Source organism: Pseudoxanthomonas sp. PXM04 (assembly GCF_014851695.1).
Taxonomy (GTDB): Bacteria; Pseudomonadota; Gammaproteobacteria; order Xanthomonadales; family Xanthomonadaceae; genus Pseudoxanthomonas_A; species Pseudoxanthomonas_A beigongshangi.
Map to the genome: position 1 here is coordinate 289,704 of NZ_JACVAG010000004.1, position 26,087 is coordinate 315,790.

General features: G+C 63.6%; 20 protein-coding genes. 3 read left to right on the forward strand and 17 right to left on the reverse strand.

Annotated features, from left to right (window positions below):
* Nucleotides 1-232: 232 nt before the first annotated feature.
* The 8 genes from IB228_RS12130 to folD all read right to left on the reverse strand — a co-directional run bounded on the left by IB228_RS12130 (nucleotide 233) and on the right by folD (nucleotide 13,557).
* Complete coding sequence (locus IB228_RS12130) at nucleotides 233-3,382, reverse strand: type I restriction endonuclease subunit R (RefSeq protein ID WP_192198700.1); 3,150 nt, start codon at nucleotides 3,380-3,382, stop codon at nucleotides 233-235.
* Nucleotides 3,379-4,407 (reverse strand): SIR2 family protein, encoded by a 1,029-nt coding sequence (locus tag IB228_RS12135; protein WP_192198701.1) that lies wholly within the window; start codon nucleotides 4,405-4,407, stop codon nucleotides 3,379-3,381. Before IB228_RS12135 ends, IB228_RS12130 begins: the two co-directional genes overlap by 4 nt.
* Nucleotides 4,404-5,774, reverse strand: coding sequence for a restriction endonuclease subunit S (locus tag IB228_RS12140; RefSeq protein WP_192198702.1), 1,371 nt, complete (start codon nucleotides 5,772-5,774; stop codon nucleotides 4,404-4,406). The genes IB228_RS12135 and IB228_RS12140 overlap by 4 nt, the downstream gene beginning before the upstream one ends.
* Entirely contained in the window at nucleotides 5,764-7,782 is a 2,019-nt protein-coding gene (locus tag IB228_RS12145; protein WP_343227075.1) for a class I SAM-dependent DNA methyltransferase, read from the reverse strand. The genes IB228_RS12140 and IB228_RS12145 overlap by 11 nt, the downstream gene beginning before the upstream one ends.
* A gap of 17 nt (nucleotides 7,783-7,799) precedes the next feature.
* Nucleotides 7,800-8,792, reverse strand: a complete 993-nt coding sequence (locus IB228_RS12150; protein ID WP_192198703.1) for a restriction endonuclease — start codon at nucleotides 8,790-8,792, stop codon at nucleotides 7,800-7,802.
* Between the two features lie 694 nt (nucleotides 8,793-9,486).
* The gene (gene guaA, locus IB228_RS12155; protein ID WP_192198704.1) at nucleotides 9,487-11,088 is read right to left on the reverse strand and encodes a glutamine-hydrolyzing GMP synthase; all 1,602 of its coding nucleotides are present in this window, start codon (nucleotides 11,086-11,088) and stop codon (nucleotides 9,487-9,489) included.
* Between the two features lie 71 nt (nucleotides 11,089-11,159).
* Complete coding sequence (guaB, locus tag IB228_RS12160) at nucleotides 11,160-12,617, reverse strand: IMP dehydrogenase (protein ID WP_183636688.1); 1,458 nt, start codon at nucleotides 12,615-12,617, stop codon at nucleotides 11,160-11,162.
* Between the two features lie 73 nt (nucleotides 12,618-12,690).
* Nucleotides 12,691-13,557 (reverse strand): bifunctional methylenetetrahydrofolate dehydrogenase/methenyltetrahydrofolate cyclohydrolase FolD, encoded by an 867-nt coding sequence (folD, locus tag IB228_RS12165; RefSeq protein ID WP_192198705.1) that lies wholly within the window; start codon nucleotides 13,555-13,557, stop codon nucleotides 12,691-12,693.
* Between the two features lie 113 nt (nucleotides 13,558-13,670).
* On the opposite strand from folD, the gene IB228_RS12170 reads away from it, so the two are divergent.
* Nucleotides 13,671-13,967 carry a DUF1244 domain-containing protein gene (locus tag IB228_RS12170; RefSeq protein WP_192198706.1) on the forward strand — a complete coding sequence of 99 codons (297 nt, stop codon included), beginning with the start codon at nucleotides 13,671-13,673 and terminating at the stop codon, nucleotides 13,965-13,967.
* 16 nt (nucleotides 13,968-13,983) lie between these two features.
* Nucleotides 13,984-14,805 (forward strand): alpha/beta fold hydrolase, encoded by an 822-nt coding sequence (locus tag IB228_RS12175; protein ID WP_192198707.1) that lies wholly within the window; start codon nucleotides 13,984-13,986, stop codon nucleotides 14,803-14,805.
* Here the strand turns inward: IB228_RS12175 and IB228_RS12180 are convergent.
* From IB228_RS12180 to IB228_RS12195, 4 genes are all read right to left on the reverse strand, one after another.
* Nucleotides 14,780-16,618 carry a monovalent cation:proton antiporter-2 (CPA2) family protein gene (locus IB228_RS12180; RefSeq protein WP_192198708.1) on the reverse strand — a complete coding sequence of 613 codons (1,839 nt, stop codon included), beginning with the start codon at nucleotides 16,616-16,618 and terminating at the stop codon, nucleotides 14,780-14,782. The genes IB228_RS12175 and IB228_RS12180 overlap by 26 nt on opposite strands.
* Nucleotides 16,619-16,647: 29 nt before the next feature.
* Nucleotides 16,648-17,844 carry a low temperature requirement protein A gene (locus IB228_RS12185; RefSeq protein ID WP_192198709.1) on the reverse strand — a complete coding sequence of 399 codons (1,197 nt, stop codon included), beginning with the start codon at nucleotides 17,842-17,844 and terminating at the stop codon, nucleotides 16,648-16,650.
* 20 nt (nucleotides 17,845-17,864) lie between these two features.
* Nucleotides 17,865-18,116 (reverse strand): hypothetical protein, encoded by a 252-nt coding sequence (locus tag IB228_RS12190; RefSeq protein WP_192198710.1) that lies wholly within the window; start codon nucleotides 18,114-18,116, stop codon nucleotides 17,865-17,867.
* A 124-nt stretch (nucleotides 18,117-18,240) separates the two neighbouring features.
* Complete coding sequence (locus tag IB228_RS12195; protein ID WP_183636710.1) at nucleotides 18,241-19,011, reverse strand: SDR family oxidoreductase; 771 nt, start codon at nucleotides 19,009-19,011, stop codon at nucleotides 18,241-18,243.
* Between the two features lie 105 nt (nucleotides 19,012-19,116).
* On the opposite strand from IB228_RS12195, the gene IB228_RS12200 reads away from it, so the two are divergent.
* Complete coding sequence (locus IB228_RS12200; RefSeq protein ID WP_192198711.1) at nucleotides 19,117-20,049, forward strand: LysR family transcriptional regulator; 933 nt, start codon at nucleotides 19,117-19,119, stop codon at nucleotides 20,047-20,049.
* A gap of 37 nt (nucleotides 20,050-20,086) precedes the next feature.
* On the opposite strand, the gene moeB is transcribed toward IB228_RS12200, so the two are convergent.
* From moeB to IB228_RS12225, 5 genes are all read right to left on the reverse strand, one after another.
* Complete coding sequence (gene moeB, locus IB228_RS12205) at nucleotides 20,087-21,223, reverse strand: molybdopterin-synthase adenylyltransferase MoeB (protein ID WP_192198712.1); 1,137 nt, start codon at nucleotides 21,221-21,223, stop codon at nucleotides 20,087-20,089.
* A 44-nt stretch (nucleotides 21,224-21,267) separates the two neighbouring features.
* Complete coding sequence (gene glp / locus IB228_RS12210; protein WP_192198713.1) at nucleotides 21,268-22,494, reverse strand: gephyrin-like molybdotransferase Glp; 1,227 nt, start codon at nucleotides 22,492-22,494, stop codon at nucleotides 21,268-21,270.
* Nucleotides 22,495-22,506: 12 nt separating this feature from the next.
* Nucleotides 22,507-23,907, reverse strand: a complete 1,401-nt coding sequence (gene der, locus IB228_RS12215) for a ribosome biogenesis GTPase Der (protein WP_192198714.1) — start codon at nucleotides 23,905-23,907, stop codon at nucleotides 22,507-22,509.
* Nucleotides 23,908-24,091: 184 nt separating this feature from the next.
* Nucleotides 24,092-25,414, reverse strand: a complete 1,323-nt coding sequence (bamB, locus tag IB228_RS12220; protein ID WP_225562413.1) for an outer membrane protein assembly factor BamB — start codon at nucleotides 25,412-25,414, stop codon at nucleotides 24,092-24,094.
* The gene (locus IB228_RS12225; RefSeq protein ID WP_192198716.1) at nucleotides 25,414-26,049 is read right to left on the reverse strand and encodes a tetratricopeptide repeat protein; all 636 of its coding nucleotides are present in this window, start codon (nucleotides 26,047-26,049) and stop codon (nucleotides 25,414-25,416) included. Before IB228_RS12225 ends, bamB begins: the two co-directional genes overlap by 1 nt.
* Between the last annotated feature and the right edge of the window lie 38 nt (nucleotides 26,050-26,087).

Sequence of the window (26,087 nt, forward strand, 5' to 3'; positions counted from 1 at the left end):
TAGGGAAACCCTCATTCCCACTCGATCATCAACGGGGCTTATAAATCCGCGCATTTGAAAGGATTTGCGGTGATTGACATAAGCTTTAACGTCGCCGTATACCGTCAAAAAACCGCGCTTAGCACTCGCGCGGGAGATGGATCGATTTGCGGGAGGAGCAGGGTTTTCGACTGCATCGTCAATCGATTCCTACATTACCTCGCCAAGACCCGAAACCACCGCGCTACACCACTTACTTCGACCATGCGTTCGACAGTGATTCCGCCTGCTTCAGCACCAGTTCGATTGCGGCATCCTCACCTACCGGCGGGTACTTCCATTTCTTCAGGGTACGTCGCACCAGAATCCTCAGCTTGGCGCGGACGCTCTCGCGCACTTGCCAATCCACCGTGGTGCTGTTGCGCAGTTTTTCGGTGATTTCGACAGCGATCTTTTTGAGGATATCGTCGCCCAGCTCCCGCACGGCGCTTTCGTTGTTGGCCAGAGCATCGTAGAAGGCAATTTCGTCCGGGTTCAGCCCCAGCGCCGCTTCGCGTTCCAGCGCAGCCTGGAAGTCCTTAGCCATCTGGATCAGTTCCTCGATGACCTGTGCCGTCTCCACCGCCCGATTGTGGTATTTGCGTAGGGTTTCCAGCAGGCGGTCGCCGTACTTCTTCTCCTGCACCACGTTGTTGCGCGCCCGCGCCTTGATCTCGTCACGCAGTAGCTTTTCCAGCAGTTCCACCGCCAGGTTACGGCTCTTCATCTGCCGAACGTCTTCCAAGAACTCTTCCGACAGCAAGCCGATGTTGGGTTTGTCCAGGCCCGCCAGGGCGAAGATGTCCGCCACCCCATCCGCCACGATGGCGTTGTCCAGGATCTGCTTGAGCGCACTGTTCTTGTCCGCGTCGGAACGCTTGCGGTCCACCGTGGTGAACTTGACGATGGCGGCCTTGACGGCGGCGAAGAAAGCAATCTCCGTGCGCAAGGCGGCGGCCTCGTCCAACGTGCTGCACAGAGAAAACGCCTTGCTCACGGCCAGCATGGCATCAAGGAAACGCTGCTTGCCGTCCTTCAGGCCCAGGATATGGTTGGCTACCGGCACCAGCAGTTTCAATGCATCGGTCTCGAAGCCGCTGTAGTCGAAGCCATGCATCAGCCCGCGCACGATGTCGAGCTTTTCCAGTAGTACCGCCAGGGCCTCGGCTGCGTTGTGCGCCGGGTCGCCCTTGCCCTTGGATTCGGTATAGGTCTTGAGCGCCGCTTTCAGTTCGTTGGCAATGCCGATGTAATCCACCACCAATCCACCGGGCTTGTTGCGGAACACCCGGTTGACGCGGGCAATGGCCTGCATCAGGTTGTGGCCCTTCATGGGCTTGTCTACATACATGGTGTGGCAGCAGGGCGCGTCGAAGCCAGTCAGCCACATGTCGCGCACGATCACCAGCTTCAACGGGTCTGCCGGGTCTTTGAAGCGCTTTTCCAGGCGTTTCTTCACCTGCTGGCTGTACAGATGCGGCTGCAGCAAGGGCTTGTCCGCTGCCGAGCCGGTCATCACTACCTTGATTGCGCCCTTCTCCGGGTCGGCATCGTGCCAGTCCGGGCGCAGGGCGACGATGGCGTTATACAGCTCGGCGCAGATGTCGCGGCTCATACACACGATCATCGCCTTGCCTTCCAGCGTGGCCGTGCGTGTCTCGAAATGCTGCACCAAGTCGGCGGCCACCTGTTCCAGACGCGGCTTGGCGCCCACCAGCTTGGTCAGTGCCGCCCAGTCGCTCTTGGTCTTTTCACGGGCAGTGATGTCTTCCTCGTCCTCGATGACCTCATCCACCTGGGCATTGAGCGCGTCGATCTCGGCCTGGTTCACGTTCAGTTTGGCCAGGCGGCTTTCGTAGAAGATCGGTACCGTGGCGCCATCGTCCACAGCGTCCTGAATGTCGTAGATGCTGACGTAATCGCCGAACACCGCACGCGTGTCCTTGTCTTCCAGCGCGATGGGCGTGCCGGTGAAGCCGATGAAGGTGGCATTGGCAAGGGCGTCGCGCATGTGCTTGGCATAGCCGAACACGTATTTGCCGGTCTTGGTATCCAGCCGCCCCTTCATGCCGTACTGGCTGCGGTGCGCCTCGTCGGAGATCACAACAATATTGCTGCGATCTGACAGCAACGGGTGAAGTGCCTCATCGTCCAGCAGGGCGAACTTCTGCACCGTGGTGAAGATGATGCCGCCGGCCTCACGCGAAGCCAGCATCTCGCGCAGCTCCTCGCGGCTGCCGGCCTGCTCCGGCGCCTGCCTAAGGAGGTCCTCGGCGGCGCAGAAAGTGCCGAAAAGCTGACCGTCGAGATCGTTGCGGTCGGTCACCACCACCAGCGTTGGATTCTTCATCTCTGGCTGCTGCAACAGCTTGCCCGCGTAGCAGGCCATGGTGATGCTCTTGCCAGAGCCTTGCGTATGCCACACCACACCGGCCTTGCGGCTGCCGGGCTGTACTTCCTCACCATAGGTGGCACGCGGCTCTTGCACTTCCAGAAGACCCTTGTTCGGGTTGCTGGCGGCGATCACCGTGGCTTTCACCGCTTCGCGTACCGCATGGAACTGGTGGTAGCCCGCAATCTTCTTGATGATCTGATCGGCATCCTGCTCGAACAGCACGAAGTGGCGGACATAGTCCAGGAACAGTGCAGGTTCAAAGAAGCCACGCACCATGGTTTCCAGTTCGAACTCCAGCAGCGGCCGGTTGTCCTCATTGGCAATCGCCCGCCAAGGCTGCATGCGCTCCTGGTTGGCCGTCAGCGAACCCAGGCGCGCCGTGAAGCCGTCGCTGACCACCACCGCCACGTTGGTGTTAAAGAGGTCGCCGATCTCTTCCTTGTAGGTCTGGATCTGGTTGAAGGCATCCCAGATGTCGGTCTGCTCGTTGGCCGGGTTCTTCAGCTCGATCACCGCCAGCGGCAGGCCGTTGACGAAGGCCACCAGATCGGGACGGCGCGGCTGCTTGGTACCAGTTACGGTGAATTGGCTGACCAGCAGGAAGTCGTTGTTGCGTGGGTCAGCGAAGTCGATCAGGTTAACCAAGTCGGTGCGTTTTTCGTCGCCTATGGAGAACTCGACCGGAATGCCAGCCAGCAGAAGTCCATGCACACGACGGTTGCGTGCGATCAGCAGCGGCTCGCTTACCGTAAGAAGCTCGTGTGCTGCCTGCTCCAGTGCCACAGCGGGGATGTGCGGGTTGATGCGGGTGAGCGCGACTAACAAGCGCTCCCGGAATACGGTCTGGCGATAATCAGTCCGCGCAGGGCCCTCTCCATCGGGCGCAATGCTTGAACCCTGAACGTACTGCCAACCAAGCTCCTGAAACCAAGCGACGCTGTGGTCTTCGAGTTGCTGCTCCGTGATCATGCCCCATCCTCCATCAGCGCCAACAATAGGGCTTCGATAGATTCATCATGCTCTCCTTCCGGATACCAGATGGGAAATATGTTGGCTCTTGCCAAATCCTTTTTCCGCTCCACACGATCGATCCCATCTTTTAACTCAAGGAAAGCGTAGTGCTGTGGAAGCGTGTGGGAACCTTCGGCTGAGACTACTTCTTCCATTGCCCGTAGCGTGCGATCCGTCAAAAGGCTGCAACCGATAAATAACAATGACTTCCCAAACAAGAAGCGTGAAAAGAATCTTTTAACAACCCCTGAGTCGCTATAGGCGTGCTCATACTCACCATGGAGTAGCACGCGATTTGCAATCGATTCACATGAACCATGCAGCTTTAGAAGGTATCTTCCACCAGTACTCAAAATACGCAGTGCCTCTTCCAGGTTAGTGCCAAGCACCACTTGGTCAAAGCCTTGTGATTGTCCAGAAAAGACAGACTCAAGCAATTTGTCGAAATTAGTGGTAATGATATTTGATTCTGGAAACACAAGCGGGAGCAAATTTATTGCGCCAGCAGTCGTGCAATTTCTATCAAAGCACTCATGTAGCTGCTTGCTGAATAACGCAGAGCCAAGATCATCGTAAATCAGCTGAGCTGCGCCTTCATAGTCTCCAGAATTTAACAACAACTCCAGATCATTCTCTTTGACGTGCGACTCAGACTGTAGATCCCATAGAAATTTCGTCCACCCCGGATAGCCACTAGGTATTGATATGCCCGCACCAAGAAATGGAACAACATTCCGAGCCTCATATGCCCTCTTGAGAGCCTTGAAACGGTTTTCGTTGTCGTGTGTCGTCAGTACTTGACCAGCCAACTCATGTAAGCCAGTCTTTCTCTCTTCAACCCAATCTTCAAAAGATAGCTGATAAGTTTCAGGCTCTAAATCTTTGAGTATTCGACTCCGCTGAAAGGTAGAACCAATAATGGTCACATCTCCTTCGGAATTGAGATATTCATGGTACTTGGGGCGCCAAAATTCCATGGTCATCCCTCAAGTGATTCAGAAAGCTCAACTTCACCCGACAGCAATTTAGGCAGTAAATTGTCGCGAGTATCTGCGAGAGTTGAACTTTGTTCCGTCAGTGCCTGCATCATCGAAAAAATCGAGGATGCTTTCCGCTCAAAATCACAACCGACGTCGTGCGACGGACGAACAATAGGGATCTTCTTAAGGTCAGAAACATTGAGATATGGCAAAGCAGTGCCTGAAACCAATGTATTGAAATCAATCGTGCTAAGCATCGAGTACAAAAAATATGCTCCCGACTTACCGTCAACAGGACTGGCTGACATCAAATTGTTGTCAATGATTGTTGGGGTAGTCAGTAATCTTCGACGATTCGAAATCAGCGCCACGCCAATCTTGGCAAAAACTGTCGCCCCTATTGGGTGAAGTTTGGCTTTCATTTCAGACTGCTGTGCTTTGCTCACATAGTTGTTAGCTGACTGAATGAATACATCGTTGCCAGCAAGGTTCATATCACTAACCTTGATGAACGGATAGTCTCCCTCTGTGCTTCCCTGATGTTCCGGCTTAAATGCGCTACCAGCCGTAAAGCTGCAAACATCACCCAGAACACCGTGCGTCCATCCCTTCGGAATATCTCCTAAATCCGACTCTTCCATGGCATCGGGAAACAGTGCGGCGGTGGCGGCAAGTTGGTCATGGTACTCGCGAGGCATCTGGTCGAGTTCGGCGTCGATCTTGCCGCTGATGGCGCGCATGGCGGCGCGTAGCGGGTCTTCGCCTTGTTCGATGGCAGTGATCTTAGCCTTTACCGGATCGAAATCAACAAACCAGGACTTGAAGATGGTCTGCGCCATGGCTTCGAGGTTTTTGTTGATGTGGCGGCTAAGGTATATTTTGTCGTCGATTTTTCGAAGAATTGACCCAATGAATTTCCTCTGATCCGGTGATGGAAAAGAAAATGAAAAATCAGAAAGAGCTTGCCACGAAACACGCTGCCTTCCTGATGTTCCCTCCATCCGCGCTTCGGCAAAAGCTCTGAAATCTGGATGGCGTGCCAAGTAATATACGTAGTCCTCATCGTACTCAGGAGCTTTGGCGGCCATGACAATGAACTCAGTCGATCCATGCGCGATAGATCCCGGAGGCAAAGAAGTCACTTTGGCTGTCTTGCCGTTTTCGAGGCAAGGTGTGATACGAGCGAATAGAGTGTCTCCGTTCTGAAAGCGTGATCCTGCGCCCGAAAATTCGCGTTCAGACACATACGCAATATCGCGTTGGTTCCCGGCTAGAGCCGCCATATCCACGAACGGTGCAACGGCACCTCGCTTGATAACTCTTGGTGGGTTGAAGTCAACCACCTCGGTAATTTTCTGGTCAATGGTCATAGCCCAACCCCGCCAAATTATTCTTAATCTCCTTCTCTAGCTTGGCGCTCTCGGCAAACTGATCCGCGAGTTCTGTCGTCAGCCGCTGCATCTTCTCGGCAAATGGTTCTCCGTCGTCTTCTTGTTCTGCCGCGCCCACATAGCGCCCCGGCGTCAGCACATGCTCGTGCTTGCGCACGTCCTCCAGCTTGGCGGAATAGCAGAAGCCGGGCATATCCGCATAACCCTCGCCCTGTCGCCAGGCATGGAAGGTATCGGCGATTTTCTGAATGTCGTCCAAGGTAAAGTCGCGCAGCACGCGATCCTTCATGTAGCCCAACTGGCGGGCGTCGATAAACAGGAACTCACCGCGCCGGTCGCGCTTCTTCTTGTCCAGCGCAAAGCCGTTCTGCTTATCGCGGGCTAGGAACCAGATGCAGGCAGGGATTTGGGTGTTCGTGAACAACTGGCCGGGCAGCGCGACCATGCACTCCACGTAGTCGTCCTCGATCAGCCGCTTGCGGATTTCGCCTTCGTTGTTAGTGTTGGAACTCATGGAACCGTTGGCCAGCAGCAGCGCCATGCTGCCGGTGGGCGCCAAGTGCCAGAGCATGTGCTGCAACCAAGCGAAGTTGGCGTTGCCTTGTGGCGGCGTGCCGGCGATCCAGCGCGGATCGTTGGCCAGCTTCTCATTCCACCACTCCTTCATATTGAAGGGCGGGTTGGCCATGACGAAGTCGGCGCGCAAGTCCGGGTGCAGGTCGTTGAGCAGGGTGTCCGCTGGACCGCTGCCGAAGTTAAAGTCGATGCCACGGATGGCCATGTTCATGGCGGCTAGCCGCCAAGTGGTAGGGTTGCTCTCCTGCCCATAGACGCTGATCTGCCCGCTCTTGCCGTTGGCTACCTTGCCTCCGTGTTGTTCGATGAACTCCTCGCTCTGCACGAAGAAGCCGCCGGAGCCCATGGCCGGGTCATAGACGCGGCCCTTGAACGGCTGGAGCATTTCCACGATCAGGGTGACGATGCTCTTGGGTGTGTAGTACTGGCCGCCCTTCTTGCCTTCGGCCAGGGCGAACTGGCCCAGGAAGTATTCGTAGACATGGCCGAGGATGTCCTTGGATTTAAGGTCCAGCGGCTGGCCCTTGTACTCCTTGGCGCTGAAATCGGTATCCGAGAAGTAGCTGATCAGCCCGGCCAGCTTGCTGGAGTCGAGCTGCACGCGGGCGAAGTCCTTGTTGAGCACGTTCTTCAGGCGGGCGTTCTCGCGCTCGACGGCTTCCATGGCGTTGTCGATCAGCCAGCCGACCGAGCGCATTTCCTCGGGTTCATCCTTACCGGGCTTGTTCCACGGCAGCGCCGCCTTGGGCGGCAGTTGCGCGCAGTCGCGCAGCGTCTGCCAACGGGCTTCCACCGGCACCCAGAACACGTTCTTCTCGGTGTAGTAGTCGCGGACTTCCAGCTCGGCGGTGATGTTCTCTTCGTGCTCTTGCGTGCCCGCGCCACCGTATTCGTCCGGGTCCATGTAGTAGTCATGGTCTGGATCGGTGAACTGTTCGCGCAGTTCGCGTTGCCGTTCTTCGAAGGCATCGGAAACGTATTTGAGGAAGATCAGCCCGAGCACGACGTGCTTGTACACGGCGGCGTCGAGGTTGGAGCGCAGCTTGTCGGCGGCGGTCCAGAGCTTCTTTTCCAGGTCGTTGAAGAATAGTTGTTCGATGGGTCTCATGTTTTTGTCCCGTGTTGCGTCATGCTTGTCTTCCTTGCGAGCCTCGTTGGCTTGCCGCTTGATGGCCGCTGATGGTTCGGTGGCGGGTTTGGAAAAGGATGAAATGTTCTCGGCCAAGGCAACTGAGCCGCCGCGTCCGCGCCCTGGGCGGATGAGGGCGTCGTCGAGTAGTTGCTGCTTGACGCGTTGGTAGATATTGTCCTGCCAGCCTAGCGCTTCGAGAAGACGTTGATTGCTCGCGCTGCCGCCAAGTGAAACCAATGTGCTGATGAATTGCTCGAACTGTTGTTCTGTGGAAGTCACTTGCTAGTCCTACGGCGTCAGGCAGGCCAGTACAGCCGCTTCAGCGGCACGATTCGTTTGGTTTCGGCATCGGTGGCGTCGTAGTGCTCGATCAGGGCGCGCACCACATGGTCCAGCGTCCACATGGCTAGCGGGATGGATGCTCGATCTGCTTCGTACTGGGCATCTTTGGTGAAGCCACCGGTGCTGACATACAGCCCACGATCATCCTTATGGCGACCGCCGAGGAAGCTACGGATTTCCTGACTGCCCATCTGGCCCTTGCGGTGCTTGACCTCCACCACTATGCGCGGGTGTTCAAAGCCAAAGCCATCCGGTGACGCGACGATATCCTTACCTCGGTCGGAACCCGGCGGCGAAACCTGGGTCTTGTAGCCCATGGCGCGCAGGATGCCAGCGACTAATTGTTGCATGTCGTCCCAGTCGAGTTCGTTGACCCGGTCCTTGATGCGTTCCAATGCCTGGGATTCAATGTCGGCTAGAGGGTCTGATGCAGAGGCTTCTGAATCGTCTACCTCTGACAACGGACGCTCACCTTTCGATACTTCTAGCACTTCGGTAGCAGCATCGAGGGGTACTTCGAACAGAGTCAGCGTCGAACCCAAGATGTTCTTGGTGCTCGTGTTCAACTTATCTCGTGAGATTTCTTGTGATTGCCATTGCACTTTGCGCGCCAATGGCATTCCTTGTTCCGCCCATTCGGGGTGATGCTCGGCTGGTCCCGATACCTTCCCGATTGAGTAAAGGCGATTGGAGGGTGAATAGGTGACAATCCAATCTCCGTCCTGGATATCGTTAACGAAGCGCCAGACTTGTGAAGCGCCCGAAACTATTGTCCCATGCTTTGTTTGTGGCTCGGCGGTTTGATACAAAGCAATCAACTGTTTCCGCTCAACACCAGGCTTGGCATGGGGTGCCAGCTGATTCCAGCCCACGGCGACCACACCGCGCTCTCTGAACGAATCGTACAAACTTCCGCCTTCACCACGAACCATCCACATCCGAGCCATTCTGTTCCCCTTCCTAGTTCTGGCTATTCAATCCAATGCAGCAAGGAACACAGTCACCAGCTGGCCAACCGAATCCCTGATACTTCGTTGCAGCTAAACAAACCTTAGTCTGCTACTGGCTACGTGAGAGTGTTGGACACTTAGAGTCATCCCTGGTCGTTCTGCGGCGACTTGGCTCGTCTTTCGAGAACTCACTCCAGCGGTCGTCAGCTATCGAAAGCACCGCCGCGAGAGAGTCAAATAAGAGAATCAGTTATCTGGAGTTTCACGACCGCACCCGCGGAGCGCGGTCTGGCCTCCGTGCGGCGGATACCGACAATGCGTCGCTTCATGCTAGACCCCGTGGCACTACCGGCCCGAACTATATCAGCGTCTGCTCATCGCTGACTCACCACCCTCTGGATGCGGTCAGCCACAGGTGCGCATGAGGCGAAAATCAAGCTCGCCCATCCAGTATTTGTAGAACTACGCGTTCCTGCACCATGGCGTCGCCCCGGGGCTTACGGTTGCCAACCACTCCGATGACCAGAGCGTATAGATTCAGAATCCCGAAAAGCGCTTTGCCTTCGTGAACTCTTCAAGTCCGCTAGTAACCTGACATCGAGTCGTCAGAAACTCCATCCTGCTCGAACTTTATCCATCTATGCGACGCCAGGGTCTGAGCTTGCGTAGCGGAGTCATGTGCGGGCGAGTTTTACTCCCACTCGATGGTGGCGGGCGGTTTCCCACTGATGTCATAAACGACACGAGAAACGCCGCGCAACTCATTGATAATCCTGTTTGAAACAACGCCCAACAAGTCGTACGGCAGGTGCGCCCAATGGGCGGTCATGAAATCGATGGTCTCGACCGCGCGCAGCGCGATCACCCACTCGTAGGCGCGGGCGTCGCCGACCACGCCGACCGACTTGACCGGCAGGAACACCGCGAACGCCTGGCTAACCTTGTCGTACCAGTCGGCCTTGCGCAGTTCCTCTATGAAGATGGCATCGGCGCGCGCCAGCAGGTCGGCGTACTCGGCCTTGACCTCGCCCAGGATGCGCACGCCCAGGCCGGGACCCGGGAACGGATGGCGGTACACCATCGTGCGCGGCAGGCCCAGCTCCACGCCCAGCCGGCGCACTTCGTCCTTGAACAGTTCGCGCAACGGTTCGACCAGGCCCAGCTTCATGTGCTCGGGCAGGCCGCCGACGTTGTGGTGGCTCTTGATGACGTGGGCCTTGCCGGTCTTGCTGCCGGCCGACTCGATCACGTCCGGATAGATGGTGCCCTGCGCCAGCCACTTGGCGTTCTTCAGCTTGTTCGATTCTTCCTCGAAGATTTCGACGAACAGGTTGCCGATGATCTTGCGCTTGGCTTCCGGATCGCTGACGCCTTCCAGCGCCTTGAAATAGCGCTCGGCGGCATTGACCCGCACGATCTTCACGCCCATGTGCTCGGCGAACATTGCCATCACCTGATCGCCTTCCTGCCAGCGCAGCAGGCCGGTGTCCACGAACACGCAGGTCAGCTGTTCGCCGATGGCCTTGTGCAGCAGCGCGGCCACCACCGAGGAATCCACACCGCCGGAAAGGCCGAGGATGACCTCGTCGGAGCCGACCTGCTCGCGCACGCGGGCAATCTGGTCGTCGATGATGTTGGCGGCGGTCCACAGGGTCTTGCAGCCGCAGATTTCGGCGACGAAGCGGCGCAGCAGGGTCTGGCCCTGCTTGGTGTGCGTGACTTCCGGATGGAACTGCACGCCGTACCAGCGCTTTTCCTCCAGCGCCATCGCGGCAACCGGAATGCGGTCGGTGACAGCGGTAATCGTCCAGCCCGGTGGCGCCTTGGCAACGTGGTCGCCATGGCTCATCCACACGTCGATGCGCGGATCGCCATCATGGTCGGTCAGCCCGCCCAGCAGCGCGTCATGCGCCACCAGCTCGACTTCGGCGTGGCCGAACTCGCGGGCGTCGGCCGCTTCGGTGGCGCCACCCAGTTGCGCGGCCAGCGTCTGCATGCCGTAGCAGATGCCGAGAATCGGCAGGCCGGCGTCGAACACCTGCTGCGGCGCCTTCGGCGCACCCGGCAGCGTGGTGGATTCGGGGCCGCCGGAAAGAATGATGCCCTTGGCACCGAACTTCGCGATTTCCTCGGGATCATGATCCCAGGCCCAGATTTCGCAATAGACACCGATCTCGCGGATGCGCCGGGCAATCAGCTGCGTGTACTGCGCGCCGAAATCGAGGATGAGGATTTTGTCGTCGTGAAGCCGGGATTGGGGATTGGAGATTGGGGATTCGGAAACGCCGGACATACTTCCTCGCACTGGTACTGGTTCTTTTATCGAATCTCGAATCCCGAATCACCTCATCCCATCGGATGGGTTCACCCCATCCGATAGTTCGGCGGTTCCTTCGTGATCTGCACGTCGTGGACGTGGCTCTCGCGCTGGCCGGCGCCGGTGATCACCACGAACTTCGGCTTGCTGCGCATCTCCTCGATGGTCGCGCAACCCACGTAGCCCATGGTGGCGCGCAGGCCGCCCACCAGCTGATGGATGATGCCGCCAACCGAACCGCGGTATGGCACGCGGCCTTCGATGCCTTCGGGCACCAGCTTGTCGGCGTCGCTCGCATCCTGGAAATAGCGATCCTTGGACCCCTTCTCCATCGCGCCCAGGCTGCCCATGCCACGGTAGCTCTTGTAGCTGCGGCCCTGGAACAGCTCGACTTCGCCCGGGGCTTCCTCGGTGCCGGCGAACAGGCCGCCGATCATCACCGTGGACGCACCGGCGGCGATCGCCTTGCCGATGTCGCCGGAATAGCGGATGCCGCCGTCGGCGATCAGCGGGATGCGGTCCTGCAGCGCCTCGGCGACCATGTCGACCGCGGTGATCTGCGGCACGCCCACGCCGGCGACCATGCGGGTGGTGCAGATCGAACCCGGGCCCACGCCGACCTTGACCGCGTCGGCGCCGGCGTCCATCAGCGCCAGCGCGGCGTCGCCGGTGACGATGTTGCCGCCGATGACCTGCAGCGACGGGAAGCGCTTCTTGACCCAGGCCACGCGATCCAGCACGCCCTGTGAATGGCCGTGCGCGGTATCGACGATGACGACGTCAACGCCGGCCGCCACCAGGGCTTCCACGCGCTGATCGGTATCGCCGCCGACGCCCACCGCGGCGCCGACGACCAGGCGGCTGGCGCTGTCCTTGGCGGCGTTGGGATTGTCGGTCTTCTTCTGGATGTCCTTGACGGTGATCAGGCCACGCAGTTCGAAGCCGTCGTTGACCACCAGCACCTTCTCGATGCGGTGCTTGTGCAGCAGTTGCAGCACTTCGGCGTCGCTGGCGCCTTCGCGGACCGTGATCAGCCGGTCCTTCTTGGTCATGATGTGGCGGACCGGATCGTCGAGCTTGGTCTCGAAGCGCATGTCGCGGCTGGTGACGATGCCGACCAGCTGGCCGCCGTCGACCACCGGCACGCCGGAAATGTTGCGCGCGCGGGTCAGCTTGAGGACTTCGGCGATCGTCGTCTCGGGACCGACGGTGAACGGTTCCTTGATGACGCCGGCCTCGAACTTCTTGACCTTGGCCACTTCCGCGGCCTGCTGTTCGACGGTCAGGTTCTTGTGGACGATGCCGATGCCGCCCATCTGCGCCATCGCGATGGCCAGGCGGGCTTCGGTGACGGTATCCATGGCCGCCGAGACGATCGGCAGGTTCAGGCGGAGTTCGCGCGTGAGGCGCGTCCCCAGGCTGACGTCTTTCGGCAGGACGATGGAGTGGGCGGGGACGAGCGAGACGTCGTCGTAAGTCAGTGCTTCAGCCTGGATGCGCAGCATCGGCGGACCCGGAGTGTGGGGAAGCGCGATATTGTAGCCCGTTGCGGCCCTGATTGTCAGCGGCCAGCGGGATTCAGCGTGCCGCCAGCGCGGCTTCCGCCGCTTCCAGGGTGTTCTGCATCAGCGTGGCCACGGTCATCGGCCCCACCCCGCCCGGTACGGGCGTGATCCAGCTGGCCCGCGCGGCGGCGGCGTCGAAGCCCACGTCGCCCACCAGGCGCCCGTCGTCGAGCCGGTTGATGCCCACATCGATGACCACCGCGCCCGGCTTGACCCACTGCCCCGGAATCAGTCCCGGCCGGCCCACCGCCACTACCAGGATATCGGCGTCGCGGACCCGCGCTTCCAGCACGTCCGGCGGGGTGAACTTGTGGCAGCTGGTTACCGTGCAGCCGGCGATCAGCAGTTCCAGCGCCATCGGCCGGCCGACGTGGTTGCTGACGCCCACGATGGTGGCGTTCTGGCCGCGCACCGGCCGGTCGGTGTAGGCAAGCAGGGTGGTGATGCCACGCGGCGTGCACGGGCGCAGGCCGAACTGGCGCAGGGCCAGGTGGCCGACGTTGGCCGGATGGAAACCGTCCACGTCCTTGCGCGGGTCGATGCGCTCGATCAGCCGGCTGGCGTCGGGGATGCCCGGGAGCGGCAATTGCACCAGGATGCCGTGGATCTTCGGATCCGCGTTCAACTGGTCGATCAGCGCCAGCAGTTGCGCCTCGCTGGTGCCTGCGGGCAAATCGTAGTCGTAGGCGTGGATGCCGACCTTTTCCGCCGCCCGGCGCTTGTTGCGCACGTACACGGTGGACGCGGGATCGCCGCCCACCAGCACCACCGCCAGCCCCGGCCGGTCGCCGCCCGCGGCCAGGCGCGCGTCCACCCTCGCCTTCAGTTCGTCGAGCAGGTTTTCGGCAACGCGGCGGCCGTCCAGGATTCGGGCAGTCATCGGGATCGGAGGGGATCGGAGCGGTGTAGAGTCCGCATATTCTCCCCGATTCCGGCATTCCTGTGTGAGCGGCGACGCGGCCGCCCTGAGGAAACGCCGCCACAGGAACCCGCATGAACGACACCACCGCCATCGAAGCCGCCGCCTTCCGCCGCCTGCTCCAACACCTGAACGAGCAGCGCCCGGACGTGCAGAACATCGATCTGATGATCCTGGCCGGCTTCTGCCGCAACTGCCTGGCCGACTGGTACCGGGAGGCCGCCACCGAGCACGGACAGCCGATGGACAAGGAGCAGGCGCGCGAGCGCGTCTACGGCATGCCGTTCGCCGAATGGAAAGCGCGCCACCAGCCGGAGGCCACGCCGGAGCAGCTGGCGGCGTTCGAGGCCGCCAGGAAGCGGCATGGCTGACGCGCGGAGGCGCCGCATGTGGCCGTGGCTGGCCCTCGCCGCCCTGCCCCCGCTGCTCTGGTTGGCACTGTGCGCCGGCATGTACGCGCAGCAGCGCCATTTCATCTATTTCCCGCAGGCCACGCGCACGCCGGTTGCCGGCACCGATTTCGAACTGCGGCGCGGCGATCTGACCCTGCACGGATGGCACCTGCATCCCGGCCAGGCCGACGCGCTGATCTACTTCGGCGGCAATGCCGAGCGCGTGCAGGACAACGCCGCCGATTTCGACCGTGCGCTGCCGGACTGGAGCGTCTACCTGCTGCCTTATCGCGGCTATGGTCCCAATGCCGGTACTCCGGACGAAGCCACGCTGGTGGCCGACGCGCTGGCCCTCCATGACGAAGTCCGCAAACGTCATCCGAACGGCCGCATCGCGGTGATCGGGCGCAGCCTCGGCAGCGGCATCGCGGTACAGGTCGCGGCGCGGCGGCCGGTCGATCGGCTGGTGCTGGTCACGCCCTTCGACAGCCTCGCCGCGGTCGCCGGCACGCACTACCCCTGGTTGCCGGTGCGCTGGCTGCTGCGTGATCGCTACGAGTCGGTCCATCACCTGCCCGCGCATCGGGGCGAATGGCTGCTGCTGCGCGCCGGGCACGATGCCGTGGTGCCGCCCGCGCACACGGACCGGCTGATCGCGGCGGCAGCGACCCCGCCGCGCGTGATCGCATTCGCCGATGCGGGACACGATGATCTGTCCACATCGCCGCGCTACTGGTCGGGCATCGCCGATTTCCTGCGTGAAGGCTCGCAGGCCCCCATGCGCCGGGAAACTACTCCTCTTCCTCTTCGCCGATGACCTGCGCGGCCTCGTCGTTGAGCGCCCGCGCCTCGCGCCGGGGCGGCGTGAACGGCGTGGGGCTCGGCTTGAACGGCTGGTTGCCGCGCATCAGCGGGATGCCGGCGCGCACATCGCCCGCGGCGATTTCCAGTTCGAACCGCTCGGCGTCCAGCCGACGGACTTCCGCGGCGATCTCGGCGGCTTCGTCCTCCGGCACGCCCAACTGGATCAGGGCCGCTTCGCCGAAGTTCACGGCGGACTCGAAGGTCTCGCGGATCTGGTAATCGACGCCAGCGGCGACCAGCGCCAGCGAATGCTCGCGATCGAACGAACGCACCAGCAGCTTGGCCTGCGGAAACTCCTGCCGGGCCAGTTCGACAATCCGGCTGGCAGACTCGCGCTTGTCGATGCAGACCGCGATGGCGCGGGCGCTGTCGGCTCCGGAGGCATGCAGCACATCCAGGCGGGTGCCGTCCCCGTAGTAGATCTTGAAGCCGAATTCCTCGGCGCTGCGGATCATCTCGATGTCGTTGTCGATGATGGTCACGTCCACGTCGCGCGCCAGCAGCGACTGGCTCATCACCTGGCCGAAGCGGCCGAACCCGATGATCAGCACGCTCCCGCTCAGGCCTTCGGCCTTGTCCACGCCCTCCAGGTTGGCCTGGGTCTTGGGCGCGAAGCGGCGAAACAAGGTGGCGAACAACGGTGTCAGCGCCATCGACAGGACCACGATCGCGGTCAGGTTGGCGGCGATCTCCGCATCGATGACATGCGCCGCGGCGGCGGCGCCGAACAGCACGAACGCGAACTCGCCGCCCTGCGCCATGACCACCGCGCGATCCAGCGCCTCGGCATGGCAGGTCCGGGTCAACCGCGCGACCACGTAGATGGCGATGGCCTTGACCAGCATCATCGCCAGCACCGCGCTCAGGATCAGCGGCCAATGGCCCCAGACCACGCCCAGGTCCAGGGCCATGCCCACGCCGAGGAAGAACAGGCCCAGCAGGATGCCGCGGAAGGGCTCGATGTCCGCCTCGATCTGGTGGCGGAAGGTGGATTCGGACAGCAGCACGCCGGCCAGGAACGCGCCCATCGCCATCGACAGGCCGCCCAGTTGCATCAGCAGCGCCGCGCCCAGCACCACCAGCAGCGCGGCGGCGGTCATCACCTCGCGCGCGCGCGCCGCCGCCAGGATCCGGAACAGCGGATTGAGCAGCCAGATGCCGGCCGCGACCAGTCCGGCCACCGACGCGGCGGCGATGCCGATGCCGACCCAGCGGGATTCACCGCCACGGGCGGCGACGTCCGGCGACATCAGCGCGACCACCGCCAGCAGCGGCACGATCAGCAGATCCTCGAACAACAGGATCGACACGATCCGCTGTCCACGCGGCAATGCGATGTCGCCACGCTCGCCCAGCAACTGCATGACCACCGCGGTGGAGGTCAGCACGAAACCCATGGCACCGATGAAGGAAACCGGCAGCGAATAGCCGAAGGCCAGTCCCACGCCGGTCAGGGCGAGCCCGCAGGCCAGGATCTGCAGCGTGCCGAGTCCAAAGATCTCGCCGCGCAGGCTCCACAAATGCGAGGGCCGCATCTCCAGGCCGATCACGAACAGGAACATCACCACGCCCAGTTCGGCCACGTGCAGGATGGCCTGGGCATCGGAGAACCAGCCCAGCCCGAACGGACCGATCAGCAGGCCGGCGGCGAGGTAGCCGAGCACGGAGCCCAGGCCGAGGCGACGGAAGATCGGCACGGCGACAACGGCCGCGCCCAGCAGGGCGACGACCTTGACCAGGTCGCTGGTGGTGGATTCGACGGACATGTGCGCCAGTCTAGCCGCACTCCGCCGGATCAGGATCCCGCGATAGGCGTGGCCGCCCTGCCCCGGCGCAACGCACGCGTCTCCCACACCGCCACGATCACCATCACCGCCGTGGTGCCGATGCCCAGCGCCAGCGCGGAGGGATGCGCCCACACAGCCCAACCGGCCATCAACGCCAGCAGGACGAGTCCGGCCAGGTGCGACAGCGGCGGGAAGCGCCGGTCCCAGGTCAGCCACTTGAACAGCGCGTTGCCGGCCAGGTACAGCGCGGGTCCGCCGAGGATGGCGACGACGCCCGCCGGGGTGGCGTGATCCGGATGCATCAGCACCAGTTCGTCGGCCACCGCGCACACGATGATGCCGGCGACGATCAGCAGATGCAGGTAGGTATAGGCGATCCGCGCGATCCGGCCCGGATCGTCGGAACCGGCGATGCGATGGCTGCCGTGTTCGGCGCCCGAGTCGAAATAGATCCACCACATGGCCACGCTGCCGAGGAACGCGGCCAGGAAGGCCGCCATCGTCGGCGGCGTCCACGCCAGTTGCGAGAAGGTGGCGCCGGTGACCAGCAGCGATTCACCCAGCGCGATGATCACGAACAGCATGCAGCGTTCGGCCAGGTGCGCACCGTCGACGTTCCAGTCGCTGGTCCGGGAGCGACCGAGTCCGGGAACCCGGAAGTACAGCGCGGGCGAAACGTATTCGATGCCCAGCGCGACGCACCAGCAAAGCACGCGCGCCTGTCCCTCCAGCAAGCCGCCGGCGAGCCAGAACGCCCCCGACACCAGCAGCCACAAGGCTACCCGCAGGAAGTTGTCGCGCTGCTCCCGGTGTCCGCGAAAGGCGCGCACCATGAACAGCGAGCGTCCCACCTGCATGATCGCGAACAGCAGTCCGAACGCCAGCCCCGCCGCGCCGAATGCCTGCGGAATCGACGAGGACAGCACCAGCCCGCCCAGCATCAGCGCGAACAGCAACAACCGCACCGCGGTCGTATCCGGATTCAGCCAGTTGGTGCACCACGAAGTGAAGATCCACAGCCACCAGACCGCCAGGAACAGCACCGACGTCCGCAGGAACCCGCCCAGATCCAGATGCTCGAGCAGGGTGTGCGACAGCTGGGTCACCGCGAACACGAACACCAGATCGAAGAACAGTTCGGTCATCGAGACCTTGCCGCTGTCCCGCTGGCCACGCGTGCGCAGCCATGACCCGTTCGTTTCCATGCGGCGCGGCCTCGATGGGTTCAGTGGGGACGCGTGCGCAGCCACCACGCCAGTGCCGCGGCGACGGGCACGGCATAGATGAGCAACTGGATGGGCAGTTCCTCGCCCAGCGAGTAGCCATGCGACAGGCCGGTGCGCAGGTTCCAGCCCACCACGCCCAGCCAGGCCAGCGCGAAACCGCCGGCCCACAGCCCCCGCTTGGCGGCCGGCGCGAAATGCATGGCCAACGTGGCCAGCACCAGTCCCAGCACGATCAGGATCAGCGTACGCATCCCGTTCCCCTTCGAAGTGGAGATTGCCGTGACCGGCCGTGGCGTCCGCCAGGCCCCCACGGCGCGAACATAACCCAAGGTCCACCGCCGCGCCACGGCCGGGGCGGCGGACCTTGTCGGCGCGTCAACGCGTGGTGTAGCCGCCGTTGGCGAAGATCGTCTGGCCGGTGATCCACCAGCCGTCGGTGACCAGGAAGCGCACGATCGGAGCGATGTCCCCGATATCGGTCAGGCCCTTTTTCGAGTAGGCGCTGAGCGCCGCCGCGGTGCTGTGATAGGCGGTGGACTCGGCGGTTTCCTGGCCGTAGAAGAACGGCGTGTCCATCGGTCCCGGGCCGATCGCGTTCACCGAGATGCCGCGTGCGCCGAATTCCTTGGAGGCGGCGCGGGTGTAGTGTTCCACCGGCGCCTTGCTGCCCGGATAGACCGCATAGAACGGGGTATAGGCGGCCAGCAACGAACTGACGATGGTGACGATCTTGCCGCCGTCCGACAGCGACTTGCCGGCCTGCTGGATGAAGAAGAAGGCCGCTTTCGAGTTGGCGGCGAAACTGCGGTCGTAGTCGTCTTCCGTGACCTCCAGGATCGGCTTCTTGATGACCACGCCAGCGGTATTGACCGCGATGTCCGCGCGACCGAAGTGCTGCACGGCGCGCTCGAACAGTTCGACATTGTTGCCGACCACCGACAGATCGCCCTGGAACAGGATGGCGTCGGTGCCGCCGGCTTTCAGCTCGTTGACCGTGCGCTCGGCGTCGGCGCGGGAAGCATCGCTGTTGTAGTGGATGACGATGCCCGCGGCGCCCGCTTCCGCGAACTGGCGGGCAATCAGGGCGCCCAGGTTCTTGCCGCCGCCGGCGATCACGGCGACCTTGCCTTGCAGGGAATGGCTCATGACGTGCTCCAGGAGTGAGGGGGAGCCGGCAGTTTGAATTCTCGGATTTCTCTGATAAACAGAGCGGAATCTCAAAGTCTTTTCGGCGTGACCGAACAATCGATCATGGACCTGCTCCAATCCCTGGCGATCTTCCAGCGCGTGGCCGAGACCGGCAGCTTCACCCGCGCCGCTGACGGCCTGGGCCTGGCGACCTCTTCGGTGTCCGCCGCCATCCAGAAACTGGAGGAGCGGCTGGGCGTGGGCCTGTTCCAGCGCACCACCCGCCGGGTCCGCCTGACCGGCGAGGGCGAACTGCTGTACGAACGCGCCGGCCGCCTGCTCTCGGAGGCCACCGAGGTCGATGGCCTGTTCCGCGCCGAACAGCCGCCCGAAGGGCTGCTGCGGGTGGAGGTGCCGGCGCGCATCGCCCGCCGCCTGATTGCGCCGGCGCTGCCCGACTTCCTGCGCCGCTACCCGGATGTCCGCCTGGAACTGGGCAGCACTGACAAGTTCAGCGATCTGCTGGAGGAAGGCATCGACTGCGTGCTGCGGGTGGGCGAATCAGGTGAGCAGGATCTGGCCAGCCGCCCACTGGGCCGGTTGCCGCAGACCACCTGCGCCAGCCCCGCGTTGCTGGCCGAACACGGCATGCCCACCGATCTGCAAGGACTGGCCCTGTTGCCCGCGGTCCATTTCGGCCGCGTCGCCGCGGGCAAGCCGGAGCTCTGGGAGTACCTCGACGACCGGCACGGGCGCACGCACGAGCTGGCCATGCATGGACGCGTGGCGGTGAGCAACGCGGAGGCCTACATCGCCTGCTGCCTGGCCGGGCTGGGCGTCATCCAGGTACCGCGCTACGACGTGGCGCACCTGATTGCGCGCGGCGAACTGCGGGAAATCTTCATCCCCGGCTTCCAGCCGCCCAGCCTGCCGGTCGCGGTGCTGTATCCCCCGCGCCGGCGCCAGTCACGGCTGCTGCGGCTGTTCGTCGACTGGCTGGAGTCGCAGATTTCGCCGCATGCCCAGCCGCCCTCCTCTTCCGGTTACACCCGTTGAACCCGCGGCGCCATCGCGCTATCGCGGTGGTGCGCGATCACCCCACCCCGCAGAACCTGGCGTAGTCGATGTAGCCGGGGAACGCCACGCCGGGCGCACAGACCGGGCAATGCGGATCGGCGCGCAGACGGGTCTCGCGGAACCGCATGCCGAGCGCATCGAAATGCAGCAGGCGCCCGCTCAGCGGTTCGCCCGCGCCCAGCAGCAGCTTGATCACTTCGGTGGCCTGGAGCAGTCCGATGACCCCCGGCAGGACGCCGAGCACGCCGGCCTCGGCGCAGTTGGGGGCGAATTCCGGCGGCGGCGGTTCCGGGAACAGGCAGCGGTAGCACGGCGCCTGTCCGCGATGGCGGCCCGCATCGAACACGCTCACCTGCCCCTCGAAACGTTGCACCGCGCCGTAGACCAGCGGCTTGCCCAGCTTCACGCAGGCGTCGTTGAGCAGATAGCGCACCGGGAAGTTGTCGGCGCCGTCCAGCACCACGTCCACGCCTTCCAGCAGGCGCTCGACGTTGGCCGAAGTGACCCGTTCCTGCACCGCTTCAATCCGGGTGCCGGGATTGAGCGCGTTGAGCGTGGCCTGCGCGGAATCGACCTTGGCCTGGCCGATGCGCGCCTCGGTATGGAGAATCTGCCGCTGCAGGTTGCTGCGATCGACGACGTCATCGTCGGCGATGCGCAGGTGGCCGATGCCGGCCGCGGCCAGGTAATAACCGGCCGGCGAGCCCAGGCCCCCGGCCCCGATCATCAGTACCCGCGCCTCGCGCAGGCGACGCTGCCCTTCCACCCCGACTTCCGGCAACAGCAGGTGGCGCGAGTAGCGGTCGTAGAAATCGGCGGCTTCCGCGTCGAGTTGCGGCTTGACCACCGGCAACCCATCGGCGATCCAGCGACTGGTTCCGCCGGCGACCGACAGCAATCGCGCATAGCCGGCCGCCTGCAACGACCTGGCCGCATCCATCGAGCGGCCGCCGCGCTGGCAGATCAGCACGACCTCGCGTTGCGGATCGGGAAGATGGCGGGACGGGTCGGCCAGCAGGTCGCCCTTGGCCACGCCGATGGCGCCTTCGGCCTGGCCGCCCACCCGCTCGTGTTCCTCGCGCACGTCGATGAAGACGGCGCCGTGGGACAGATGTTCGCGCACCTGTGCCGGGGTGATTTCACGGATGTCCATGCGCGGATTATCGCGCAGTTCGCCGACGCCGGCGTCCGCGCCGGTCAGTACGGCAGGATTTCCACCACGTCGTCCACGGCGTACTCGCGCTCGCCTTCCGGCAGCACGATCAGCGCGTTGCTGTCGGCGGCGCCACGCAGTCGATGCGAGGCATCGGCGGCGTTCGGAACCACGCGCAGCACCCCATCCGCATCCGGTTGCAGCCGGCCTCGCAGGAACTCGTGGCGAACATGGTTTTTCCGCCAGGGCGCAGCCAGTCGCGCATGCCAGCGTGGCCGGGCTTCGCTTCGACCTTGCAGGCCGTCCAGCAGCGGAACGCCCAGCGCAAGGAAGGTCGCCAGCACCGAGACCGGATTGCCCGGCAACGACAGGAATACCGCCTGTTCCCGTTCGCCGAACAGGACCGGCATGCCCGGCTTCATCCGCACCCTCCAGAAATGGATCCGCCCGCTGCCGGCGAGGAAAGCGGGCACGAAATCCTTCTCGCCGGCGGAAACCCCGCCGCAGGTCAGCACGACATCGAATGCCGACGCGGCGTCTTCCAACTGGCTGCGGACCCGTTCGGGGTCGTCCGGCAGGGTCGGCCACGCGGTCGGTTCGAGTCCTTGCTGACGGAGCAATCCCATCAGCAGTTCGCGATTGCTGTTGTAGATGCGCCCCGGCGGCAGCGGCATCCCCGGTTCGACCAGTTCATCGCCGGTGGTGAACACCGCCACCGTCGGCCGTCGCCTCACCGCGACATCCGCGATGCCCAGGGCCGCCAGCAGGCTGGCCCGGACCGGGCTCAGCACCTGTCCCGCGGCCAGGATCGGTTCCCCGGCCGCGACATCCTCGCCCGCGCGCCGGATGTCCGCTCCCACGACCGGCACATCCGCCAGTTCAATCCACCCGCCGTCCTCACGGACATCTTCCTTGATGACGACCGTGTCCGCGTCGGCCGGCAGCGCCGCGCCAGTGGTGATGCGGACGCAGGTGCCCGCGGCGATCGCCGCATCACCCAGGCCGGCACCGGCGTATTGTTCGCCGGCGATGCGCAGGCGCGGCGGCTGTCCGGCGCCGGCAAGATCGGCATGACGCAGCGCGAATCCGTCCATCCGGCTGTTGTCGAATGGCGGCAGCGCGATGGGCGCGGTGATGGGTTCCGCCAGGATCCGGCCTTCGGCGCGGCGGACCGGGACGCGTTCGGCCCCGAGCGCACGCGCCATGGCCACCGTGCGGACGATCGCCAGCGCTTCATCGAACGCGAGCCGGCCGGGAATGTCCGCAGGCATGCCGGGAATGGCCTACTTGCCGCGCTTGACGTGCCGGATCAACCGGCGCTTGCGCGCGATCTGGCGATCGGTCAGCTCGTTCTTCTTGCCCTCGTAAGGGTTGGTGCCTTCCTTGAACACGAACCGCACCGGCGTGCCGACGAGCTTGAAGCGTTTGCGGAAGAAGTTCTCCAGATAGCGCTTGTACGAATCCGGCAACACCTTCAGGCGGGTGCCGTGGACGACGAAGGTCGGCGGATTGCTGCCGCCCGGATGCACGTAGCGCAGCTTGGAGACATGGCCGCGGATGCTCGGCGGCGGATTGGACTCGTATGCCACCTCCAGCGCCTTGTTGATCTCGCTGGTGGCGAATTCGCGGGTGGCCGAGGCATGCGCGCGATGGATGGCACGGAACAGTTCGCGCAGGCCGGAACCGTGCTTGGCGGAAATGCGCACCGCCTCGGCCCATTCGACGAAATTCAGCTTGCGCGACAGCAGGGCTTCGGCCTGCTCGCGCTGGTAGGTGGTCAGCCCGTCCCACTTGTTGATCGCCACGACCAGCGCGCGGCCGGCGTCGAGGATGGCGCCCAGCACGCTGGCATCCTGATCGGTGACGCCTTCGCTGGCGTCCAGCAGCAGCACCGCGACCTGGCACTGCTCGATGGCCTGCAGGGTCTTGACCACGCTGAACTTCTCGACCGCCTCGTCGACGCGCGACTTGCGGCGCAGGCCGGCGGTGTCCACCAGCCGGTACTGGCGCCCGTCGCGCTCCAGGTCCACCGCGATCGAATCGCGGGTGGTCCCCGGAACCTCGGAAGCGATCATCCGCTCCTCGCCCAGCAGGCGGTTGACCAGGGTCGACTTGCCCACGTTGGGACGGCCAACGAACGCCACCCGCATCCGGTTGGGATCGTTGTCGAGGGTTTCGGCTTCGCCCTCTTCCGGCAATCGCTCCAGCACCTGTTCGAGCAGGTCGTCGATGCCCTGCCGGTGCGAGGCGGAAATCGTCATCACGTCGTCGAAGCCGTAGCGGGCGAACTCGGCGCGCGCACCCGGTTCGTCCACACCGTCGATCTTGTTGATTACCAGCAGGGTCGGCCGTGCCGCCTTGCGCAACCAGCGCAGGATGTCATCGTCCAGCGCCGACGGCCCCTCGCGGCCATCGACGATGAAAAGCACCAGATCCGCCTCCTCGGCCGCCGCGCGCGCCTGCCGCGCGGTCGCTCCGGCCAGGCCTTCTTCCTCACCGGCGATGCCGCCGGTATCGACCACCACGAAGGACTGCTCCGCATCGGGTCGGCAGACGCCGTAGTGGCGGTCGCGGGTCACGCCCGGCTGGTCGTGGACCAGGGCGTCGCGACTGCGGGTCAGCGCATTGAACAGCGTCGATTTACCGACATTGGGACGGCCCACCAGGGCGACGAGCGGAAGCATGGATTGAACCGGAAAAGGATGGGAAGGCAGGAATACGGGGATGAAGGGCGGCGGGGCCGAAGCCTTCCGGCTCCTGCCGGGCCGGTTCCGCATGATGCCGAGCCGGCCCGGAAAAGGGAACTCGTAAACGGAAAGCGGCCCGGTGCATTCGCTCCGGACCGCCCTGGTTCGGCACCGCGCTGGCTTACTTGAAGCGGAACGCGGTCAGCTCGCCCTCGACGTTCTGGATGAGCAGGATGCCGTCGACCACCACCGGCTTGGCGCGGATGGCCTTGCCGCCGGCGCGCGCGCGCGCGGCTTCCTCGCCATTGTCGAGCTTCAGCCAATGCACGTAGCCGTCGAAATCACCCACCACCGCAAAGTCGCCATGAATCGACGGCGCGGTCAGCGAGCGACGGAGCATTTTCGGGTTGGACCAGGTGGCGTTGCCGCTGTAGCGGTCCAGGCCCCACACCGTGCCGCCCTGATCGGCGACCACGACATGGCTGCTGGTCACGCCCAGGCCACCCGGGCCACCGTTGTCACGCTGCCACAGCGGCCGCCCGCTGGGACCCTCGATGGCGACGGTTTCCTTCTTGTAGCTGGTGGCGAACAGGGTGGTGCCGTCCAGTACCGGCGGACCGTCGACGTCCGCCATGCGATCCAGCTCGCTGCGACCATCCGGGCTGCCCACGGTCTGGCTCCAGACCTGGCGACCATCACGCAGCGACAGCGCCGCGACCGTGCCGTCGTCGTTGCCGACGAACACCACGCCCGGCCCCAGCGTCACCGGCGCATTGCCACGCACGGTCAGGCTGGGCAGTTCGCTGGTCCAGAACCAGCGGCGTTCGCCGCTGGCGGCGTCGAACGCGCTCACCCGGCCGTCATTGGTGCGCACCAGCACATAGCCCTGGCCGATCGCCGGTGCCGTGATGACCTCGTTGGGCACCTTGGCGCGCCACTTCTCGGTGCCGTTGCTGGCGTCCAGCGCGATCACGCGGCCGTCCAGCGTGCCGATCACGACCAGTCCGTCGCCCGCGCCGGGACCGCCGGAGAAGCGCCATTCGATCTTGCGCTTGGCCGCCTTCTTGGCCAGCTTGGCGGCTTCCTTGCGGGCGCGCTTGGCGGCCTTGGTTTCCTCTTCGCCCTGCGCCGGTTCCTCGGCGACCTGATCGGGCTGGGCGGCATCGCCGGCCCGGGTCTTCTCCGGCTTGAAATGCCAGACTTCCTTGCCGGTCTGCAGGTCGAGCGCACGCACGCCGCCTTCGACGGCGGCCGCATACACCCGGCCATCGGCGACCACGGGCGCCTGCTGCAGGCCCAGGCGATCCTCGCCCTTGCCCACGTTGGCGCTCCAGACCTTGGCCACTTCCACCGACGGGGTGAACTCGACCAGTTCGGCCGGCTCGGTCGGCTTCTCGTCCTTCTTGTTTCCGCCGAACCAACCCTTGATGGTGCTGCAGCCCGACAGGACCAGCACCAGTGCCGCCACCGCCAGCAACCGCTTGCCCGTTGCGTTCCTCGCCATCATGCAGACTCTCCGGTCTTCGGCGGAGTGCCGCCCGCGTCGGTCAGTTTCAGTTCCACCAGGCGGCGCTGCGGCGAGGCCACGTCGAGACTGGTCAGCGCCTTGGTATAGGCATCGCGCGCCTCGGCCTGCTTGCCGCCGGCCATCAGCGCGTCGCCACGGATCTCCAGGCTGGTCGAATCCTTGGCATCGGCCAGCAGCTTCAAGGCCTCATCGTGCTTGCCGGCGTCCACCAGCAGTCGCGCCAGCCGCTGCTGGACAATGGCATGAAGGGAGGAATCGGCCTGGATCGCCCGCAACGTGGTGATGGCGGCATCGCGTTGTCCGGCGTCCACCTGGGCCTTGGCCAGTTGCAGCGCGGCCAGGTCGCCATAGACCCCGTCCTTGCCGCCCAGCGAGGCGACCGCCGCTTCGGCCTTCTTCAGATCGTTGGCGGCAATGCCGTCGATCGCCTTCTCGTAATTCAGGTTGGCCTGCTCGTCCTGCTGCTGGCGGTTCTTCTGCCACCACTGGCCGCCGAAAATCACCGCCAGTCCCAGCGCGACGCCACCAATCAATCCGGCGCCATTGTTCCTCAGCCAACTGCGGACGCGTTCGCCCTGTTCGTGCTCGTCGAGCAGATCATCAATCGCCATGCGTACTCTCGCCCCGTCCGAGCGGGGTCTTGATTTTG

Bases quoted from the DNA above. Each gene is read 5' to 3' on its own strand.
- IB228_RS12185 (WP_192198709.1), bottom strand. From the start codon at position 17,844: ATGGAAACGAACGGGTCATGGCTGCGCACGCGTGGCCAGCGGGACAGC.
- guaB (WP_183636688.1), bottom strand. From the start codon at position 12,617: ATGCTGCGCATCCAGGCTGAAGCACTGACTTACGACGACGTCTCGCTC.
- glp (WP_192198713.1), bottom strand. From the start codon at position 22,494: ATGCCTGCGGACATTCCCGGCCGGCTCGCGTTCGATGAAGCGCTGGCG.
- der (WP_192198714.1), bottom strand. From the start codon at position 23,907: ATGCTTCCGCTCGTCGCCCTGGTGGGCCGTCCCAATGTCGGTAAATCG.
- guaA (WP_192198704.1), bottom strand. From the start codon at position 11,088: ATGTCCGGCGTTTCCGAATCCCCAATCTCCAATCCCCAATCCCGGCTT.
- IB228_RS12180 (WP_192198708.1), bottom strand. From the start codon at position 16,618: ATGTCCGTCGAATCCACCACCAGCGACCTGGTCAAGGTCGTCGCCCTG.
- IB228_RS12225 (WP_192198716.1), bottom strand. From the start codon at position 26,049: ATGGCGATTGATGATCTGCTCGACGAGCACGAACAGGGCGAACGCGTC.
- folD (WP_192198705.1), bottom strand. From the start codon at position 13,557: ATGACTGCCCGAATCCTGGACGGCCGCCGCGTTGCCGAAAACCTGCTC.
- IB228_RS12200 (WP_192198711.1), top strand. From the start codon at position 19,117: ATGGACCTGCTCCAATCCCTGGCGATCTTCCAGCGCGTGGCCGAGACC.
- IB228_RS12170 (WP_192198706.1), top strand. From the start codon at position 13,671: ATGAACGACACCACCGCCATCGAAGCCGCCGCCTTCCGCCGCCTGCTC.
- IB228_RS12135 (WP_192198701.1), bottom strand. From the start codon at position 4,407: ATGACCATGGAATTTTGGCGCCCCAAGTACCATGAATATCTCAATTCC.
- moeB (WP_192198712.1), bottom strand. From the start codon at position 21,223: ATGGACATCCGTGAAATCACCCCGGCACAGGTGCGCGAACATCTGTCC.
- IB228_RS12190 (WP_192198710.1), bottom strand. From the start codon at position 18,116: ATGCGTACGCTGATCCTGATCGTGCTGGGACTGGTGCTGGCCACGTTG.
- IB228_RS12130 (WP_192198700.1), bottom strand. From the start codon at position 3,382: ATGATCACGGAGCAGCAACTCGAAGACCACAGCGTCGCTTGGTTTCAG.
- IB228_RS12175 (WP_192198707.1), top strand. From the start codon at position 13,984: ATGTGGCCGTGGCTGGCCCTCGCCGCCCTGCCCCCGCTGCTCTGGTTG.
- IB228_RS12140 (WP_192198702.1), bottom strand. From the start codon at position 5,774: ATGACCATTGACCAGAAAATTACCGAGGTGGTTGACTTCAACCCACCA.
- IB228_RS12195 (WP_183636710.1), bottom strand. From the start codon at position 19,011: ATGAGCCATTCCCTGCAAGGCAAGGTCGCCGTGATCGCCGGCGGCGGC.
- bamB (WP_225562413.1), bottom strand. From the start codon at position 25,414: ATGGCGAGGAACGCAACGGGCAAGCGGTTGCTGGCGGTGGCGGCACTG.
- IB228_RS12150 (WP_192198703.1), bottom strand. From the start codon at position 8,792: ATGGCTCGGATGTGGATGGTTCGTGGTGAAGGCGGAAGTTTGTACGAT.